The sequence below is a fragment of the Ulvibacter litoralis genome (assembly GCF_900102055.1).
GTDB lineage: Bacteria > Bacteroidota > Bacteroidia > Flavobacteriales > Flavobacteriaceae > Ulvibacter > Ulvibacter litoralis.
Genome location: NZ_FNBA01000001.1, coordinates 319,534 through 333,978 on the forward strand (window position 1 = coordinate 319,534; position 14,445 = coordinate 333,978).

Genomic DNA, 14,445 nt, shown 5'->3' on the forward strand with positions numbered 1-14,445 from the left:
TTTATAAAATTTTAAAAAAACAAAAGTTTTCTTAAAAATAAACAAATCTCTTTTAGTTCAATGTTTGATTATACTTCATTCTTTCGGCGGGCCTTATACCACCGCTCAGGAATCTCCTGGTTACACGCACTCAAATATTCGCCATAAGTGCAAGGTAATAACGTTCTTCTTTTTAATTTATTATTAACATTTAGAAAAAAAGGTAATTCTATCCACCAACGCCCTGTTTTATTGCACTTTTTAAACAATAAAATAGCATCATCGACAGGTACATTGTATGTAGAATAGCGTTTTTCATCCTCAAAATCATCATCAGAAATCCTAAAATTCACGCCCTCTATAAAATACCAAATTATTTGCGCCACTAACATTGCGGAACTCTTTTCTTCTTTAAATTTATTCAATTCATACACACCAAATGAGGATACTTGATTGCTTATTCCAGCATATCGAGCTATGGCACATATTTCTCTCCCATCAAATCCATTTGGAGAGGCATTATTCTTATAACTAATTTCTGAACTTTTTATTGCAGTTACATCCAAACTTACAATATCTGCATTTCGCATAATAGGCTCAACAACTGTGATATCTGAAGTAACTTCTCCCAATCGATACGCATCGAAATACAACTTCTCCATCAAAGAAATTTCTTCAGGAGGGTTGAAAAAAGACTGATAGCCAAGCGCACTATAATTAAACAGATTATAAGGCTGATCAACAATTATCTTACCAATGTACGAATGGTTAGAAATGGGTGCTTCTGCATCTCCCACATCAAATTTACTATCCACGTTTACCAAATTCACCATCTCTCCAAGCTCATCGTAAGCGCGATACTGCGCATACAATACATCTTGACCGGCTCCCAAAAGTAACGGAATTATATTTCTTTTCAGCAATGCTTCAACAACTGTTTTAACAGCAAAATACGTATCTTCAACAGTTGCGCCTTTTTCAATATCTCCTAAATCGATAATTTTATGAATCCAATTCCCAGGATATAAGGAATACAGCTCTTTCCGAAGTAAATCAAAAGAAACTTCCTCTCCCATATAATCTACACCACCTCTATTCTCTTTAACACCTAGCAAAGCAAACTTCACATCCTTTAAATCTGGAAGTTCTCCTTGTTTGCTGTGCACCGCAATCTTTTTTCCCAATACACCGACTGGCAAAATTTCTCGATGGGCACTTACAGATTTAGAAACGGGGGAAAGAAACTCTATCATTATTTTTTCTTGGCTGCAGTTTTCTTTTTAGTGGGTGCTTTCTTTTTGGCTGGCGCCTTCTTTTTAGCTGCTTTCTTCTTAGGAGTTTTCTTTTCAATCATTGCCAGAGCCTCTTCCAAAGTGATTTTATCAGCTTCAGTCGTTTTTGGCAACTCTATCTTCAGTTTTCCTTTTATCAGGTTAAAACGTCCCCAACGTGCTTTCTCAAGGCGAATTCCTTCATCTGGCCATTCGTTGATAAGCTTGTCGATTTCTTTTTGTTTTTTATCCTCTATCAACTGTTTGATATCTGCTTCGGAAAGGTTATCGAAATCGTACTTTTTATTAACGTTAATGAAAATATTATTCCATTTAATAAAAGGTCCGAAACGCCCTACTCCTTTTTGAACGGGCAGTTCTTCGTAAAAAGCAATCGGCGCATCTGCTTTTTCTTTTTCAAGAATCAACTCTGTAGCCACTTCCATATCTACTTCTAAAGGATCCATGCCCTTCGGAAGTGAAATAAACTTTTTACCCAATCGGATATACGGTCCAAAACGACCATTATTTACCTCAACATCTTCTTCTTTATACACTCCCAACGTCTTCGGAAGCTTAAACAAATCCATTACCTCTTCAAACGTTATTTGATGTAATTGTTGGTCTGGACGTAAACTTGCAAATTTCTTTTCTTCATCGTCTGGCGCTCCTATTTGAGCCATAGGACCAAATTTACCCAAACGAACTAAGACTGTTTTTCCACTTGCAGGATCTTCTCCTAAAATACGCTCTCCACTTTCACGATCGGCATTTTCAGAAACATCTTCCACACGTGGATGAAATTTCGCGTAGAAGTCTTTCATCATCTTCTTCCACTCTTCTTTTCCTTCTGCTATATCATCAAAGTCTTGCTCAACTTTTGCTGTAAAATTGTAATCTAACACCGATGAAAAATGCTCCACCAAAAAGTCGTTTACAATCATTCCAATATCTGTTGGAACCAACTTTCCTTTGTCCGATCCTATTGTCTCAGTCAATGTTTTATCGTTCACTTCGTTTTCTTGAAGTGTTAGTTGTAAATACGAACGCTCAACGCCTTCAACACTTCCTTTTTCTACATAATTACGATTGATAATGGTAGAAATTGTCGGTGCGTACGTAGACGGACGACCAATTCCCAGCTCTTCCAATTGTTTTACCAAAGATGCTTCCGTAAAGCGGTAAGGCGGTCTTGTAAATCGTTCGGTCGCTGTAATATATTCGTTTCCTAAATCGTCTCCTTTTGAGAGGTTAGGCAACATTCCTTCTTGTTCTTCTTCTTCAAAATCGGTACCTTCTAAATACACTTTCAAGAAACCGTCAAACTTGATCATTTCACCGTTAGCAGCAAAATGTTCCGATACTTTTTCCGAAGCAAGTACTTCAATTTTTACATTGGTACGCTCCAATTGTGCATCGCTCATTTGCGACGCGATGGTACGTTTCCAAATTAGGTCGTACAAACGTGCTTGGTCGTAATCGCCTTCAATACTCTTTCGAGACATATCGGTAGGGCGAATGGCCTCATGCGCTTCTTGAGCTCCTTTTGCCTTTCCTTTATAATTTCGTGGTTTGCTGTATTCGCTTCCGTAAGAATCACTAATTTCTTTTTCGGCAGCCGCGATAGCATCTTTTGAAAGATTTACACTATCGGTTCTCATATAGGTAATAAGTCCCGCTTCGTACAAACGCTGCGCCATGGTCATCGTTTTCCCTACTGAAAAATACAACTTACGAGAAGCTTCTTGTTGTAGTGTTGATGTTGTAAAAGGCGCTGCAGGTGATTTCTTTGCAGGCTTTTTTACCAAATCTGAAACTTTATAAGAAGCCTTAATATTTTTTGCTAAGAATGCTCTAGCATCTGCTTCTTTCTCAAAGTTCTTCGGCAATTTTGCTTTAAACTTATTCCCTTCCGCAGTAATAAACTCAGCATCTATTCGGTAAGATCCTACTGGAGTAAACGCTTCAATTTCTCTTTCGCGCTCAACAATTAATCGTACCGCGACACTTTGTACACGTCCGGCAGACAACCCTCCTTTTACCTTTCTCCACAATACTGGAGAAAGCTCATACCCTACCAATCGATCTAAAACACGACGTGCTTGTTGGGCATTTACTAGGTTGTAATCTATTTGTCTTGGATTTTCAATCGCCTTTAAAATGGCTGTTTTGGTAATCTCATGAAAAACAATTCGTTTTGTCTTTTCTTCTTTTAAATCTAGCTCTTCAGCAAGGTGCCATGCAATAGCCTCTCCTTCTCGATCCTCATCACTCGCTAACCAAACCATTTCAGCTTTTTTAGAAAGTGCTTTTAATTCTCGTACGAGTGCTTTTTTATCGCTAGATACTATATATTTTGGCGTAAAATCCCCCTCTACATCTACCCCTAACTCTTTGGAAGGAAGATCTGCAATGTGTCCGAAACTGGAGGAAACTTTGAAATCTTTTCCGAGGAACTTTTCAATAGTTTTCGCTTTCGCAGGTGACTCAACAATCACTAAATTCTTAGCCATATTCTTTTTTCTTTGGGAGACAAAAGTATAGTATTTTTTTAATACCGTATTATCAAGGAGGCATTTTCACCTTCTATTAACAAGAGTAACGTATATTTATTATTTTAAAACCTTCTGTTCCCTTTCTTCCGTATCGCCCTCAAAACCAATGGTATCTTTATACACATAATAGACAGGAACATGCATAAAGTACGCCGTAAACAAGACTCCAACAAAACATAAAATAATTCCTAATTGCGCAACCATTGATGAAATTAAAACCAATCCAAATATGATGATCCAATACTTATTCCCCAATTTAAAACTCGCTTTTACAATATCTGAAACCGAAAGTTCGGGACGAAATGCATAAATAACACCGAATAATTGAATCGGAACCATTACATAAAAAATGGGCAAATAACACAAAAGAATTGCTAGTAATACGATTCCGAAACTAGCAAATGACAATAAAAATAGCTTCTTAAAATCTCTCTTTACAAAGTCAAAATATCCACCCACATCGCTTGCCAACTCTAAATCCTCTTTTTTAAGAACTGTAAAGTAATGAGCTGTAACTCCAAAAACAACCGCTTGAAAGATAAAAATAACGCAAAACACAACCAATCCATAAACGATGATTAAAGGTAAATAAGTCATAAGCTCCGAAGCATCACTAAAATCAGAACCGCCACTAGAAACTTGACTAAAGATAACTGCAAAATAGGGTACATAAATAAGCAAAAGCATAGGCACAACCACCACCATACTCACCAAAACGTGGTACAAGGCCTGCTCCCATGTTTTTTTAAACAACTCAAAACTCTTAGAAAGAATATCTCCAAAATCTGGTTTATTCGATTCTTCTATTTGCTGAAAAATATCTTTTTTTATCATAGTACTATTGAAGGTTAGGGTGTAAATTTACAAAAAGAAGTCTGACACTTTGTCACCAACTTCAATTTAATTGTATCTTTGTACGTTACTTGATTACACATACAAGTATATTCAATAGTGAGACGAACTTATGGAAGAAAAGATTATAGACGAGAACAAACAAGGGACTGCTATCACATTAGAAGCAAAACCTAAAAACACACGTAAACTTTATATTGAAAGTTACGGTTGCCAAATGAATTTTAGCGACAGTGAAATTGTTGCCTCTATACTTGCAGACCAAGGCTATAATACCACCCAAAACTTGGAAGATGCCGATTTGGTATTGGTAAACACCTGTTCCATTCGTGATAAAGCCGAACAAACAGTTCGAAAAAGATTGGAAAAATACAATGCTGTAAAACGTATTAACCCAGGAATGAAAGTGGGCGTATTAGGCTGTATGGCCGAGCGTTTAAAAGAAAAGTTTCTTGACGAAGAAAAAATTGTAGACATGGTGGTAGGGCCAGATGCCTACAAAGACCTTCCTAATTTATTAAAAGAAGTGGAAGACGGTCGCGATGCTGTAAATGTTGTGCTTTCTAAAGATGAAACTTACGGCGATGTTTCACCCGTGCGTCTAGGCTCTAATGGCATTAACGCCCTTGTAAGCATTACCCGTGGATGTGACAATATGTGTACATTCTGTGTGGTTCCTTTTACCCGCGGAAGGGAACGTAGTCGCGACCCACAAAGTATCTTAAAGGAAGTGAACGACCTTGTTGAAAAAGGATATAAAGAAATTACGCTGTTAGGCCAAAATGTAGATAGTTATGTTTGGTACGGAGGCGGTCTGAAGAAGGATTTCAAAAATGCTTCGGAAATGCAAAAAGCAACGGCGACGTCTTTTTCTAACTTGTTAGCGATGGTTGCTGAAGCTCATCCAAAACTTCGTGTTCGGTTTTCGACCTCAAATCCGCAAGATATGACCGAAGATGTGCTACACACTGTTGCCAAATACGATAACATTTGTAATTACATTCACTTGCCAGTACAAAGCGGAAGCACGCGTATTTTAAAAGAAATGAACCGTCAGCACACGCGTGAAGAGTACCTTGCGTTGGTTGACAAAATTCACGAGATTATTCCCAACTGCGGAATTTCACAGGATATGATTGTTGGTTTCCCTACGGAAACGGAAGAAGACCATCAGGACACCTTAAGTTTAATGGAGCAAGTACAGTACTATTTTGGATATATGTATAAATATTCTGAACGTCCTGGAACCATGGCTGCCCGTAAATTTAAAGATGATGTTCCTGAAGAAACAAAAAAACGCCGCCTTACTGAAATCGTAGCCGCACAACGCAGACATGGTGCCTACCGAACCAATCAATTTATAGGACAAACCTGCGAGGTGTTGATAGAACGAGCATCTAAGAAAAATGAAAACGAATGGAGCGGTAGAAATCCGCAAGGATTGGTGGTTGTTTTTCCAAAAGAAAACTACAACCCTGGCGACTTTGTGAATGTAAAAATAGCATCCTGTACGAGCGCAACATTGATTGGAGAAGCTATTGGACTTTCAGAAAACAACGAACTATAAAAATTTTGTATATTGAGGTGTAACTTAAAACAGAACAATTATGAGACATGCTATTTTACTTATAAGTGCGATTTTTCTTCTATTAAGCTGTTCCAACAATGATAATGATGCAGTTCAAGAAGAACAAATTTCAGAATTAAAAATTAAAAAATTTAGAATTACTCACTTCGATGAAACTACCGGCTTGCCTGGACACAACGACTATTATTTTGACGAAGATGCGAAACTCACAAAAATACATGTTATTCATTATGACGGAATCGATGGAGTTATAGACAACATTTCATACAATGCTTCTGGGCAGTTAACTAGAAATGATAGAAACACCATAGATCAAGGCGTTTCAGAACTTTCCTATTATTTTGAGTATCTATACAATAGTGACAACAAGCTTGAACAAATTCAGGAATACGATGCAAATGGAAATGAAAATCGTATTATGGAGGTTATACATTACCAAGACAGCATACAAGTTCATAAGGATTTAGCCTCAACCTCTGAGGTTATTTCATCTTTTAAATTTAGCCCCGCAAACCTTTTAACAAAAACAATAACTAAAGCTCACGAATCGCTCTATCCTACGCATCAAGATTACACCTATGACGGTGCAAATCTGATAAACATTCATACGGAAGATTTCTACACTTCTGAGATTTCGGATCAATACTACCAACACGACGATAAAATAAATCCGCTGCACCTCGTTCTTATGGAGAGCTATAGACAACATATTATAGATAACTTCGGACTTTACTTGCTTCCAAAAGAATATTTATATTCTGAAAATAACACAACACACTATCAAAGCACTTTTGATAGCGATCAAGTGACCACGTATCGATACAACAATTTAGACTACCCCATAAGTGCCGAAGTCAAAATTGATGGAAATTTATACCGTGAATTGACGTACGAATATTACTAACCTAAAAATAAAAGAATTATGAGACATGCGATTTTTCTTATAAGTGCGATTTTACTTTTATTTGGCTGTTCCAACAATGACAATGATGCAGTTCAAGAAGAACAGATTAGAGAATTAAAAATTAAAAGTTTTACTTTATCGAAATATGCGCCTGGAAATGGTTTTCCTGAGCACACTGCATTCTTTTTTGACGAAGATGCTAAGATTAGTCAAATACATGATTATCGTGAATCTAATCCTGGTAAATTTATCCAAGATATTTCGTACAACGATCAAGGGCTAATTTTAAACAACGATTGGCTATATGTTACTGATAATCAAACTGAAATGTTTGGCCACATAGAAACTGAATACAACGCATCAAACGAACTCATAGAAATGATTGAATATGATGCTAATGATCAACAAGAAAATACCTATCATTTAACACATTATCAAGATAGCATCCAAGTAGTTGCTAATCTAAATACAACCATCGAGGAAAAACTAACCTTTAAATTTAACCCCAACAACCTTCTAGTTCAACAAGATGTTATACCTGCCGATCTAATCAGTTTTTATAGAAAAGATTATTTCTATGAAAATGGAAATTTAATTAAACAACAGACAACAATTAATTCAAATATCACAGAAATTATCTATAGATACGATGACAAAATAAATCCACTATATACTGTATTGAACAATAGTTACGAACAGCTCATTTCTATTGGCAGAGCTGGCTGGTATAAATTTTATCCCAATCTAAATTACTTTTATTCCAAGAATAACTTTACTTCATATGAAGGTTTAAGTGCTGATGACATCATAACCTACCAATATAATGACCTCGGCTATCCAATTAGCGGAGAAAAGGTAATTGATGATTTCACACTTAAATTAACCTACGAATATTACTAAAATCTAAGATTCCTGCCAGCGCAGGGAATACATATGGAAAGCATACAAGCAACAAAACAACGATTCGGAATTATCGGAAACGACCCCAAACTGAATCGTGCCGTAGAAAAAGCAATGCAAGTTGCCCCCACAGACATCTCTGTACTAGTAACCGGAGAAAGTGGTGTAGGTAAAGAGAGCATTCCTAAAATAATACACTCACTCTCACACAGAAAACACGGAAAATACATAGCCGTAAACTGTGGTGCCATTCCTGAAGGGACGATTGACAGTGAACTTTTTGGTCATGAAAAAGGGGCGTTTACAGGAGCAACAGCTACCCGTAGCGGATACTTTGAGGTTGCCGATGGTGGAACTATATTTTTAGATGAAGTTGGCGAGCTTCCACTACCAACCCAAGTGCGCTTGTTACGCGTATTAGAAAATGGAGAGTTTTTAAAAGTAGGATCGTCTCAAATACAAAAAACAGACGTGCGTATTGTTGCCGCAACCAATGTGAAAATGGTAGACGCCATTAATAAAGGGAAGTTTAGAGAAGATTTATACTACCGTCTAAGCACCGTAGAAATTAATCTACCGCCCCTGCGCGAACGTAGTGAAGACATCCATTTACTGTTTCGAAAGTTTGCTTCCGATTTTGCCAACAAATACAAAATGCCCACCATTCGTTTGGACGATGCAGCTGTTGAACTTTTACTAAAATACCGCTGGAGTGGTAATATTAGACAATTACGCAATGTGGCCGAGCAAGTTTCAGTACTAGAAGAAAATAGAGACATTACCTATCAAACCCTAAAACATTACCTTCCAGACATGGGAAGTAACCTTCCAGCTGTTGTAAATACTAAAAAGTCGGAAAGTGATTTTAGTAGCGAACGGGAAATTCTTTACAAGGTTTTATTCGACATGAAACGCGATGTAAACGATTTAAAAAAATTAACATTAGAGTTAATGAAGTCGGGGAATGCCGCTAAAGTAAAAGAAGAAAACTCATCATTGATTAATAAAATTTATTCTGAAACTCATTCGCAAGAAGACGACTTAGAGTCATTCATAGAAACCGAGCATTCACCAGTTCGAGAAGAAAAAGTAGAGGTTTTAAATATTGCTGAACTTTCTTCGGAAGCAAATACGCCAACGCGTACTAAAAAAGACGCCTACGATTTCGCGGAAGAAATTGAAGAAGAAGAAAATCTATCGTTACAGCAAAAAGAGTTAGAATTGATTAAAAAATCGTTAGAAAAATACCAAGGCAAGCGAAAAGATGCCGCAGACGAACTAGGAATTTCTGAACGCACCTTATATCGAAAAATCAAACAATACAATCTTTAAACCAGCAATACACTAGTTTTTATTTATGAAAAACCTCAAACACTTATTTTTACTACTGCTTACAGTTATTACTATACAAAGCTGCGGGGTATATTCATTTACCGGAGCCGATATCGATTATGCAAATACAAAAACATTCCAAGTCAGTTATTTTCAAAATAATGCCCAACAAGTAGAACCTGGAATTGACAGAGAATTTACTCAAAGCCTACAAGATTTGTTATTAAACCAAACCAGTTTGGATTTGGTAAATAGCAATGGAGATTTAGTGTACGAAGGTGAAATTGTAGAGTATTACACGGCACCAATTACAGCGACGTCTCAAAGTACAGCCGCTCAAAACCGATTAACAATTGGAGTCAATGTTCGCTTTTACAATACCAAAGATGCGACTAAAGATTTTGAACAACGATTTTCGTTTTATTACGATTATACAGGTAGCACCCTTTTAACAGGGGCAGCATTAGACGATGCTATCGATGTTATTTACGAACGAATTACGCAAGATATTTTCAATAAATCACTCGCAAACTGGTAAGCCTTGAACACAGATAAATTTACATACCTGCTTGCGAATCCGCAAAATATAAGCAACGACGAAATGGCGTCGCTAGACACGGTGATTGAAAACTACCCTTATTTTCAAAGCGCGAGAGCCCTACAGTTAAAAGGACTTAAAAACCAAAGTAGTTTTTTATACAACGATGCGTTAAAAACAACAGCCGCATATACCACAGATCGCGATATTCTTTTTGAGTATATTACTTCGGAAAAATTTATACAAAATGATATTTCGAAAGCGATTGTACAGCACGATATTTCTTTTAATGACATTGAAGTAATTTCTGAAAATGTTTCAGAATCTATCAGCATAGAAATAGACAATCAGTTAAAAGCCGAACTTAAAAAAGCAGAAGCCGTTTTAAATCCAGACCTGTTTGAGCGTAAGACAGCTGTAAAAGCTTCAGAAGTAACTGAAGACACACAAAACCCAGCTGAAGCTACCGAGAAAGCACAAATAACACCAGAAACAACTTCTGAGTCCGAGGCTCCTTCCGCAGCAGAAATTTTAGAATTGGACAAACCGCTAGAATTTACAAAAGCAGACACTCATTCGTTTAGTGAATGGCTTCAATTAACGCGTACAAAGCCTATTATTCGCGAAAAACCTTCCGAAGAGAAAAGCGAAACACCAAAAGTTGAAGTTGAAAAAACAGAAGTTCAAGACGAAAAAGAACGCAAGTTTGAGTTGATTGAAAAATTTATTCAAGAAAAACCAAAGTTAAAACCAAAGGCTATTTCGGGAAATTCGGCAAAAGAAAAAAAAGAAAATATAAACTTAGCGTCCCCTTACACACAAGCTCCCGACGCTTTAATGACGGAGACTTTGGCAAAAGTTTACTTGCAACAAAAAAATTATACCAAAGCCATTCAAGCATATAAAATTTTAATTTTGAAATATCCCGAAAAAAGTGGTTTCTTTGCAGACCAAATTAGGGCAGTCAAAAAATTGATAAATACAGAAGAGAAATGAGCACGTTTACAATATTTTTAGTTTTGATCATTATCGTAGCATTTTTATTGGTAGTGGTAATTATGGTTCAGAATCCAAAAGGTGGAGGTTTATCATCTTCATTTGGAGGTGGTGGAACACAACAAATGGGTGGAGTTCAAAAAACAACCGATTTCTTAGACAAGAGTACTTGGACTTTAGGAGCCGTGATGTTAGCTTTAATCTTACTTTCGAACATTCCAATCATGGGAAGTAACGCAAACCAATCAAAAGCTTTTGATGAGGATGCTATCGAGAATGTAATCCCAACAACTCCAACACCAGCTCCAACTACTGAAAGTACTCCAGACGCAGAGTAATTTCTTTAAAAAAATTAGTAAAAAATGCCAGCTTATGACAAGCTGGCATTTTTTGTTTATAATTGTCAGTTTTTGAGCAGTGGCATAATTTCTGTCTATTAGCCTACATACTATAAAAACAAAGTTTAACAACTAAAATTATATTGAACATGGCATTAAAAATTCAACCACTTTCAGACAGAGTAGTAGTTCAGCCACAAGAGGCAGAAACGAAAACTGCATCTGGACTTTACATTCCAGATTCTGCAAAAGAAAAACCTCAACAAGGTAAAGTCGTAGCTGTTGGAAAAGGTAAAGAAGACTACAAAATGACCGTAAAAGTAGGTGATCTTGTTTTGTACGGAAAGTACGCAGGAAGTGAACTTAAGCTAGAGGGAAGCGATTACCTCATTATGCGCGAAGATGACATTCTAGCGATTATCTAATTCAGTAGAAGCCCACTTCTTGGCTTCAGAAATAGAAAACATACTCTTAGAACAAAAATTAAGAACAAACATAAAAAGCACAAAGCGTAAAACTTGTTGCTTTTTGTAAAACACAAACACAATGGCAAAAGATATAAAATTTGATATAGAAGCTCGCGACGGAATTAAACGCGGAGTTGATGCATTAGCAAACGCAGTAAAAGTAACACTAGGACCTAAAGGTCGTAATGTAATTATTGGAAAATCATTTGGTGCTCCACAAGTAACAAAAGATGGAGTAAGCGTTGCAAAAGAAATTGAGCTTGAAGACCCGTTAGAGAATATGGGAGCTCAAATGGTAAAAGAAGTAGCCTCAAAAACCAACGATTTAGCAGGTGATGGTACTACAACGGCAACCGTTTTAGCACAAGCAATTGTAAAAGAAGGATTGCGTAATGTAGCTGCAGGTGCAAACCCAATGGACTTAAAACGTGGAATTGACAAAGCTGTTGAAGCCATCGTAAAAGACCTAGAAAAGCAATCTACTAAAGTGGGGAACTCTTCAGAAATGATCAAACAAGTAGCGTCTATTTCTGCTAACAATGATGATGTTATTGGGGATCTAATCGCAAAAGCATTCGGGAAAGTTGGAAAAGAAGGTGTTATCACTGTTGAAGAAGCAAAAGGAACAGATACGTATGTAGATGTTGTAGAAGGAATGCAGTTTGACAGAGGATATTTATCTCCATATTTCGTGACCGATAGCGAAAAAATGCAAACTGAATTAGAGAATCCTATGATTCTTTTATACGATAAGAAAATTTCTTCAATGAAAGATTTACTTCCTATTTTAGAACCATTGGTTCAACAAGGGAAGTCTCTTTTAATTATTGCTGAAGATGTAGATGGTGAAGCATTAGCAACATTAGTAGTAAACAAACTACGTGGTTCTTTAAAAATCGCTGCTGTAAAAGCACCAGGGTTTGGAGACAGACGTAAAGCAATGCTTGAAGATATCGCTATTCTTACTGGCGGAACTGTTATTTCTGAAGAACGCGGATTTACATTAGAAAACGCAACTTTAGAAATGCTTGGTACTGCTGAAACGGTTACAATCGACAAAGACAATACAACGATTGTTAATGGTGCAGGAAGTAAAGACGACATTAAAGCGCGTGTTAACCAAATTAAATCTCAAATTGAAAGCTCTACCAGCGATTACGATAAAGAGAAGTTACAAGAGCGTCTTGCGAAGTTAGCAGGTGGCGTCGCTGTATTGTATGTTGGTGCTGCTTCTGAAGTTGAAATGAAAGAAAAGAAAGACCGTGTAGATGATGCACTTCACGCAACACGTGCTGCTGTGGAAGAAGGTATTGTTGCCGGAGGTGGTGTTGCACTTGTTCGTGCAAAATCTGTTTTAGAAAAGATTGCTACAGACACTTTAGACGAAGTAACAGGAATCCAAATTGTAGCGCGTGCTATTGAAGCACCTCTACGTACCATTGTTGAAAATGCAGGTGGTGAAGGTTCTGTTGTAGTAAGTAAAGTAATGGAAGGCAAAAAGAACTTCGGATACGATGCTAAAACTGAAACGTACGTAGATATGATTAAAGCGGGAATTATAGATCCTAAGAAAGTAACTAGAATTGCATTAGAAAATGCTGCTTCAGTTGCCGGAATGATCTTAACTACCGAGTGTGCATTAATTGATATTAAAGAAGATGCTCCAGCGATGCCTCCAATGGGTGGTGGTATGCCAGGGATGATGTAATATCAAACTGCAACACACAAATTGATTCTAAAAGACCTTTGCTTTCTGCAAGGGTCTTTTTTTTTACAACTATTAAAAGAAATGTTACTCCTTTTTACCAAAAATACGAAACAAGGAAACAGACACAAGTGTTATAACCACTGGCCAAATTACGAATAAGTCTGAACGCATAATGGGTTCCGCATTTTCAGGAAGGGTCGCAATCATTTTTTGCATGTACACTTCCCAAATAATGGCTGCAATCACTACCACAATGGTTATGATGTATAAAAGAATTTTAGGTTTTAATATCATCCTATAAAAATATAAAAACCACCGCTTTTAGGGGTGGTCTTGTTTGTTTATTTTCAATTTTAAAAAGATCTATACATAGACCTACCACGAATTACTTCTTCTTAGAAGCAGTCGTAGGAGCCTTTTTAGCTGGAGCTGCTTTTGCAGGAGCTTTTTTCGCTTGAGGCTTACTGTTTGACTTAGGTGTTGCCATAATTTCTAATGTTAAATTAACTACGTAAATGTAGCATAGATTTAGATTCGTGATATTTTCATTGGCAAAAATTTAACTATAAAAAACTCCAAAAAAAAAGGAGCTATTTAAGTACTCTTAAACAGCTCCTTTTTATACATTATTAAGAGTACACCTTACTCTTGATGGTCTTTTTGCACATCCTCATCTCTATACAAACAACATGGATGTAAACTGTGATATGCTTCCTCTGTAGCCTTTGCTTCTTTGGTATCATGCCCTACATTTGCAACACTCTGACTAATGGTAGCAAGATCGGTTTTACGTTCGTCGTAAATAACACTTAATTCGTGTGTTTTCACATCCCAAACAGCAGATTTCACTCCTTTTGTTTTTATGGCTCCTTTTTCAATTCGTTCTTTACACATCATACAAACACCATCAACATCAAGGGTTGCTTTTGCATTTTTATTTTGTGCATACGATGTTACTCCAAAGCAAAGTAATATTGCTAAACTTAGTATTTTTTTCATTGGTTTATTTTTAAGTTA

Annotated in this window: 14 protein-coding genes; 9 read left to right on the top strand and 5 right to left on the bottom strand. The window is 36.7% G+C overall.

The genetic code is table 11. The features are described from left to right. Positions 1 to 68: 68 nt before the first annotated feature. The 3 genes from BLQ00_RS01465 to BLQ00_RS01475 all read right to left on the bottom strand — a co-directional run bounded on the left by BLQ00_RS01465 (position 69) and on the right by BLQ00_RS01475 (position 4,639). The gene (locus tag BLQ00_RS01465) at positions 69 to 1,232 is read right to left on the bottom strand and encodes a formimidoylglutamase (protein WP_093139629.1); all 1,164 of its coding nucleotides are present in this window, start codon (positions 1,230 to 1,232) and stop codon (positions 69 to 71) included. Continuing rightward, the gene (topA, locus tag BLQ00_RS01470; RefSeq protein ID WP_093139631.1) at positions 1,232 to 3,763 is read right to left on the bottom strand and encodes a type I DNA topoisomerase; all 2,532 of its coding nucleotides are present in this window, start codon (positions 3,761 to 3,763) and stop codon (positions 1,232 to 1,234) included. Before topA ends, BLQ00_RS01465 begins: the two co-directional genes overlap by 1 nt. Before the next feature lie 99 nt (positions 3,764 to 3,862). Next, positions 3,863 to 4,639, bottom strand: coding sequence for a hypothetical protein (locus BLQ00_RS01475; protein WP_093139632.1), 777 nt, complete (start codon positions 4,637 to 4,639; stop codon positions 3,863 to 3,865). A gap of 130 nt (positions 4,640 to 4,769) precedes the next feature. Between BLQ00_RS01475 and miaB the strand changes: the two genes are divergently transcribed. From miaB to groL, 9 genes are all read left to right on the top strand, one after another. Continuing rightward, positions 4,770 to 6,224 (top strand): tRNA (N6-isopentenyl adenosine(37)-C2)-methylthiotransferase MiaB, encoded by a 1,455-nt coding sequence (gene miaB / locus BLQ00_RS01480; protein ID WP_093139634.1) that lies wholly within the window; start codon positions 4,770 to 4,772, stop codon positions 6,222 to 6,224. A 40-nt stretch (positions 6,225 to 6,264) separates the two neighbouring features. Continuing rightward, complete coding sequence (locus BLQ00_RS01485; protein WP_093139635.1) at positions 6,265 to 7,149, top strand: hypothetical protein; 885 nt, start codon at positions 6,265 to 6,267, stop codon at positions 7,147 to 7,149. Between the two features lie 18 nt (positions 7,150 to 7,167). After that, positions 7,168 to 8,049, top strand: a complete 882-nt coding sequence (locus BLQ00_RS01490; protein WP_093139637.1) for a hypothetical protein — start codon at positions 7,168 to 7,170, stop codon at positions 8,047 to 8,049. 33 nt (positions 8,050 to 8,082) lie between these two features. Further along, positions 8,083 to 9,381, top strand: coding sequence for a sigma-54 interaction domain-containing protein (locus tag BLQ00_RS01495; RefSeq protein WP_093139638.1), 1,299 nt, complete (start codon positions 8,083 to 8,085; stop codon positions 9,379 to 9,381). A gap of 25 nt (positions 9,382 to 9,406) precedes the next feature. Then, positions 9,407 to 9,919 carry an LptE family protein gene (locus BLQ00_RS01500; RefSeq protein ID WP_093139640.1) on the top strand — a complete coding sequence of 171 codons (513 nt, stop codon included), beginning with the start codon at positions 9,407 to 9,409 and terminating at the stop codon, positions 9,917 to 9,919. A 3-nt stretch (positions 9,920 to 9,922) separates the two neighbouring features. After that, positions 9,923 to 10,915, top strand: a complete 993-nt coding sequence (locus tag BLQ00_RS01505) for a tetratricopeptide repeat protein (protein ID WP_093139641.1) — start codon at positions 9,923 to 9,925, stop codon at positions 10,913 to 10,915. Continuing rightward, positions 10,912 to 11,253, top strand: a complete 342-nt coding sequence (gene secG, locus BLQ00_RS01510) for a preprotein translocase subunit SecG (protein WP_093139643.1) — start codon at positions 10,912 to 10,914, stop codon at positions 11,251 to 11,253. The genes BLQ00_RS01505 and secG overlap by 4 nt, the downstream gene beginning before the upstream one ends. Positions 11,254 to 11,402: 149 nt before the next feature. Next, positions 11,403 to 11,678 (top strand): co-chaperone GroES, encoded by a 276-nt coding sequence (locus BLQ00_RS01515; protein ID WP_093139644.1) that lies wholly within the window; start codon positions 11,403 to 11,405, stop codon positions 11,676 to 11,678. Between the two features lie 121 nt (positions 11,679 to 11,799). Continuing rightward, positions 11,800 to 13,428, top strand: a complete 1,629-nt coding sequence (gene groL, locus BLQ00_RS01520; protein ID WP_093139646.1) for a chaperonin GroEL — start codon at positions 11,800 to 11,802, stop codon at positions 13,426 to 13,428. An 84-nt stretch (positions 13,429 to 13,512) separates the two neighbouring features. Here the strand turns inward: groL and BLQ00_RS01525 are convergent, their stop codons facing one another. Together BLQ00_RS01525 and BLQ00_RS01530 are read right to left on the bottom strand one after the other, a co-directional pair. Next, positions 13,513 to 13,722 carry a hypothetical protein gene (locus BLQ00_RS01525; protein WP_093139647.1) on the bottom strand — a complete coding sequence of 70 codons (210 nt, stop codon included), beginning with the start codon at positions 13,720 to 13,722 and terminating at the stop codon, positions 13,513 to 13,515. A gap of 348 nt (positions 13,723 to 14,070) precedes the next feature. Then, on the bottom strand, positions 14,071 to 14,427 hold the full coding sequence (locus BLQ00_RS01530; RefSeq protein ID WP_093139649.1) for a heavy-metal-associated domain-containing protein: 357 nt from the start codon (positions 14,425 to 14,427) through the stop codon (positions 14,071 to 14,073). Positions 14,428 to 14,445: the final 18 nt, after the last annotated feature.

Excerpts from the sequence above, each read along its gene's own strand:
- BLQ00_RS01465 (WP_093139629.1), bottom strand. The coding sequence starts at position 1,232 with ATGATAGAGTTTCTTTCCCCCGTTTCTAAATCTGTAAGTGCCCATCGA.
- topA (WP_093139631.1), bottom strand. The coding sequence starts at position 3,763 with ATGGCTAAGAATTTAGTGATTGTTGAGTCACCTGCGAAAGCGAAAACT.
- BLQ00_RS01475 (WP_093139632.1), bottom strand. The coding sequence starts at position 4,639 with ATGATAAAAAAAGATATTTTTCAGCAAATAGAAGAATCGAATAAACCA.
- miaB (WP_093139634.1), top strand. The coding sequence starts at position 4,770 with ATGGAAGAAAAGATTATAGACGAGAACAAACAAGGGACTGCTATCACA.
- BLQ00_RS01485 (WP_093139635.1), top strand. The coding sequence starts at position 6,265 with ATGAGACATGCTATTTTACTTATAAGTGCGATTTTTCTTCTATTAAGC.
- BLQ00_RS01490 (WP_093139637.1), top strand. The coding sequence starts at position 7,168 with ATGAGACATGCGATTTTTCTTATAAGTGCGATTTTACTTTTATTTGGC.
- BLQ00_RS01495 (WP_093139638.1), top strand. The coding sequence starts at position 8,083 with ATGGAAAGCATACAAGCAACAAAACAACGATTCGGAATTATCGGAAAC.
- BLQ00_RS01500 (WP_093139640.1), top strand. The coding sequence starts at position 9,407 with ATGAAAAACCTCAAACACTTATTTTTACTACTGCTTACAGTTATTACT.
- secG (WP_093139643.1), top strand. The coding sequence starts at position 10,912 with ATGAGCACGTTTACAATATTTTTAGTTTTGATCATTATCGTAGCATTT.
- BLQ00_RS01515 (WP_093139644.1), top strand. The coding sequence starts at position 11,403 with ATGGCATTAAAAATTCAACCACTTTCAGACAGAGTAGTAGTTCAGCCA.
- groL (WP_093139646.1), top strand. The coding sequence starts at position 11,800 with ATGGCAAAAGATATAAAATTTGATATAGAAGCTCGCGACGGAATTAAA.
- BLQ00_RS01525 (WP_093139647.1), bottom strand. The coding sequence starts at position 13,722 with ATGATATTAAAACCTAAAATTCTTTTATACATCATAACCATTGTGGTA.
- BLQ00_RS01530 (WP_093139649.1), bottom strand. The coding sequence starts at position 14,427 with ATGAAAAAAATACTAAGTTTAGCAATATTACTTTGCTTTGGAGTAACA.